General features: G+C 74.1%; 3 protein-coding genes and 1 pseudogene. All 4 read left to right on the top strand.

Annotated elements, in window-relative coordinates; translation table 11 throughout:
* Window positions 1-232 precede the first annotated feature (232 nt).
* Window positions 233-871 (top strand): alpha/beta family hydrolase, encoded by a 639-nt coding sequence (locus AB0F18_RS38815; protein WP_362070149.1) that lies wholly within the window; start codon window positions 233-235, stop codon window positions 869-871.
* A gap of 345 nt (window positions 872-1,216) precedes the next feature.
* Complete coding sequence (locus tag AB0F18_RS38810; RefSeq protein ID WP_007266438.1) at window positions 1,217-1,861, top strand: sigma-70 family RNA polymerase sigma factor; 645 nt, start codon at window positions 1,217-1,219, stop codon at window positions 1,859-1,861.
* Window positions 1,858-2,160, top strand: coding sequence for a mycothiol system anti-sigma-R factor (gene rsrA / locus AB0F18_RS38805; RefSeq protein ID WP_362070146.1), 303 nt, complete (start codon window positions 1,858-1,860; stop codon window positions 2,158-2,160). The genes AB0F18_RS38810 and rsrA overlap by 4 nt, the downstream gene beginning before the upstream one ends.
* Window positions 2,161-2,375: 215 nt before the next feature.
* Window positions 2,376-3,683: pseudogene (locus tag AB0F18_RS38800) on the top strand (HD-GYP domain-containing protein); the annotation flags it as partial.
* Window positions 3,684-3,971: the final 288 nt, after the last annotated feature.

The raw sequence follows: 3,971 nt of genomic DNA, 5'->3' as shown, positions 1-3,971 counted from the left end.
TGTCGTCAAAGTCCCGTCTGCCCCGCGACGCCTGGCACGCACTCTCGCCGCACCGGGCGCAAGACCGAGTACGCCCAGTACGAGGTCTTGCGCCCGGCGCACCGAGAGCATGCACCAGACGCCGCGGGGCCGCCCTCCGGGCGACGACGGGACTTTGACGACAGACCCTAGGCCCCCTCTCCTGGGCCACGGCCTGCGCGGCGGCGGGGCCCCCACCCGGCACGATGGGGGCATGACCACGCGCAGCGAGACCGTCGACACCCCGGCCGGACCGGCCCGCGTCACCTGGCACACCGCCCGCGCGGCCAAGGCCGTCCTGGCCCTCGGCCACGGCGCCGGCGGCGGCGTCGAGGCCCGCGACCTCCAGGCCCTGGCCGCCCTCCTGCCCGCGCACGGGGTCAGCGTCGCCCTGGTCGAGCAGCCCTGGCGGGTCGCCGGGAAGAAGGTCGCGGCCGCCCCCAAGGTGCTGGACGAGGGCTGGCGCAGCCTGTGGCCCGCCCTCGCCCGGCCCGGGCTGCCCGTCGTGGCCGGCGGCCGCAGCGCCGGGGCCCGGGTGGCCTGCCGGACCGCCGCCGAGCTGGGCGCGGCCGGGGTCCTCGCGCTGGCCTTCCCCCTGCACCCGCCGGGCAAGCCCGAGAAGTCCCGCGCCGAGGAGCTGCTGGACGCCGGCCGGCCCACCCTGGTGGTCCAGGGCGGCCGGGATTCCTTCGGACGGCCGGAGGAGTTCCCCGAAGGGGACTACGAGCTGGTGGAGGTGCCCCACGGGGACCACGGCTTCGCGGTGCCCAAGAAGGCCGGCCTCACACAGGACGAGGCCCTCGCGGTGATCACCGGCGCGGTGGCCCCCTGGCTGGCCCGGCTCCTCGGCTGAGCCCTCCGGCCCGACCTGACAGATTCACGGCGGACCGGCACGTGATTCCGCTCACCCGCCGGCCCGCCGCACCCCGGAAAAGCGCCGAAACCCTTGCCCCGCCCGGGAATGCGCGAGCCGTGACTCCTGTTGTGCGGAGTGTCGGTACGCAGGGAAAAGACGTCGGAGGAGAGGGAGCGCATGACCCAGGTCATCAGCCAGAACCGTCCGCAGGCCGCTGACCTGGACTGGACGGTCCTGCACGCGCCCAAGCGCAGCTCGGTTCGGGCGGCGGAGGGCCGGGATGGTCGACTATTCTCCGATTCGAGCGGATCCGCTTTCGGAGCCGCCACGCTGTCGGAGGAGGTGGGTCCTGTCGCTGGGACCGACGAAGGCCAGGCACAGGAGACGACCGCTGAGCGCAATGCGCGATTCGAGCGGGACGCCCTCGGCTACCTCGACCAGATGTACTCCGCCGCGCTGCGCATGACGCGCAATCCGGCCGACGCCGAGGACCTGGTCCAGGAGACGTACGCGAAGGCGTACGCGTCCTTCCACCAGTTCCGCGAGGGCACCAATCTCAAGGCGTGGCTGTACCGCATTCTGACCAATACCTTCATCAACTCCTACCGCAAGAAGCAGCGCGAGCCGCAGCGCAGCGCCGCGGAGGAGATCGAGGACTGGCAGCTGGCGCGCGCCGAGTCGCACATGTCGACCGGTCTGCGTTCGGCCGAATCGCAGGCGCTCGACCATCTGCCGGATTCCGACGTGAAGGAGGCCCTCCAGGCCATTCCGGAGGAGTTCCGCATCGCGGTCTATCTTGCCGACGTAGAGGGCTTTGCGTACAAGGAGATCGCGGACATCATGGGTACACCCATCGGTACGGTCATGTCCCGACTGCACCGTGGCCGCCGTCAACTCCGCGGAATGCTGGAGGACTACGCCCGCGAGCGCGGGCTCGTCCCCGCGGGCGCGGGAGAGTCGAACGACCTGAAAGGCTCGGGCTCATGAGCTGCGGAGAGCCGCACGAGACGGAGTGCGCTGAGGTTCTGGACCACCTGTACGAGTTCCTGGACCACGAGATGCCCGACAGCGACTGCACGAAGTTCGAGACGCACTTCGGCGAGTGCAATCCCTGTCTGGAGAAGTACGGCCTTGAGCAGGCCGTGAAGAAACTGGTCAAGCGCTGCTGCGGCTCGGACGACGTACCGACCGATCTGCGCTCCAAGGTCATGGGGCGGATCGAGCTGATCCGCTCGGGCCAGGCCGTTCCCGATCACGACATCACCGCGGGGCCCGCGGGCGGCTGATCCGCCGCCCTCCCCTCGGAGCCCCCCGGCCACCGTCGGCCGGCGCACGCCTCCGGAAGCACCGTTCATTCACTCGAAGGTGCTAATCCGGAGGCGCCCGTACGGGGCAATACGAAAATGTCCCCCGCTTCGCGCGGGGGCCGATTTATTCTCCCCCCGCGGTACCCCTTCCGATTCGGTACCCGGATTGCACGCCCCAGGGGGAGGAGAGCGCCATGCGGGTCCTTCCGCCGGCGGCGCGCGCCTGCGTCCTCGGCGCGGTGCTCGCGGCCGCCGCGTGCGTGGCCCCCGTCCTGCGTCCCGGGTCCGCCGTGCCCTGGCCCGCCGTCGGGCTGCTGGCCGTCCTCTGCCTCGGCTGCGAGGTCGCCCGGACCCTTCCGTTCCGGGGCCGTGGGGTGCCCGAGGGGACCGGCTCCTTCATCCCGGTGGTGCTGGCCGCCGTCTTCCTGCTGCCGCCGTCGGCCGCCGCGCTCGTGGCGCTGCCCGGCGGACTCGCCCAGCCCGTCGTCCAACGGCCCGTCGCCGTACGCCGGGTGTGGCACGCGGCCCAGCAGGCGGTCGCGGCCTGGGCGGCCGGGCAGGCCCACGGGCTCCTCGGCGGCCGGGAGGCGCTCGCCGGGGCGGCCGCCTTCCCGTACGCGATGCTCCCCGCGGCCGTCGCCGCCGTCGTCTTCTGCCTGGTGCTCACCGCCCTCGACGGGGCCGTCCTGGCCGCCGCCGAACACCGGCCCGCGACCGCCGGCCGCCGCGGACCGGCCGCCCCCGCCCCGCCCCCCTCCGGGGGCGCCCCCCCCCTCGTCCCGTACTGCGTGCACGGCCTGGTCGGACTGATGATGGCCGTGATGTGGCACAGCCCCTACGGGCCGCCGGCCGCGCTGCTGGTCCTGCTGCCGATGTACATCTCCTGCTGGGCCTTCGCCCAGTACCAGCACGAGCGCGCCGCACACCAGGCCACGATCCGCGCCCTGGTCCAGGCCGTCGACATCAAGGACCGCTACACGCGCGGGCACAGCGAGCGGGTGGGCCAGGCCTCCGCGATGATCGCCCGCGAGCTGGGCATGGCCGACGACCGCCTGGAGGTCGTCCGCATCGCCGGGATCCTGCACGACGTCGGCAAACTGGGCGTGCCGACCCGGCTGCTGCGCAAGGACGGGCCGCTGACGCCCGAGGAGCGCCGCGTCATCGAACTGCACCCCGAGTACGGGCACGAGATGGTCCGCGGCATCGGCTTCCTCGGGGAGGCCCGCTCGGCGATCCTGCACCACCACGAGCGGGTCGACGGCACCGGCTACCCGTACGGGCTGAGCGGGGAGCAGATCCCGGTGCCGGCCCGGGTGGTGGCGGTGGCCGACTCCTTCGACGCGATGACCTCGACCCGCTCCTACAGCCGGGCCCGGCCGGTGGAGACGGCCCTCGCCGAACTCGAACGCTGCGCCGGCACCCAGTTCGACCCGGTCATGGTGCGGGCCCTGACCACCGCCATCGGCCGGGACGGCTGGCATCCGGTGGTCACCTCGGACGAGGACCTCCAGGTGCTCCCGGCCGCCGCCCCCGCCACCGGGGCCGGCCCGGAAGTGGCGCGGGTGCCGCAGGCGTCCCACCCGGGCCTGCCCGGGATGCCGGCCCAGGGCCCGGCCGGCGCCCCCCTGCCCGGCGGCGCCGGCCCGCCCCCGGGCGTACGGGCCGCGCCCTCACCGGGACCGGGCGGGGCCGGCCGGTGGGGGGGGGGGCCCGGTGGGGCGGGCGGCGGCGCGCCCCCCCGCGAACCCCCGGCGCGGGGGGCCCAACCCCCAGGGCACGGGGGGGCCGAC

Origin of the sequence: Streptomyces sp. NPDC029216 (assembly GCF_040648015.1) — a bacterium.
Taxonomy (GTDB): Bacteria; Actinomycetota; Actinomycetes; order Streptomycetales; family Streptomycetaceae; genus Streptomyces.
Note: the sequence above shows the minus strand (reverse complement) of the source record. Positions and strands in the feature narration are given on the sequence as shown.

Coding starts and splice junctions, on each gene's coding strand:
- AB0F18_RS38815 (WP_362070149.1), top strand. CDS start 233: ATGACCACGCGCAGCGAGACCGTCGACACCCCGGCCGGACCGGCCCGC.
- rsrA (WP_362070146.1), top strand. CDS start 1,858: ATGAGCTGCGGAGAGCCGCACGAGACGGAGTGCGCTGAGGTTCTGGAC.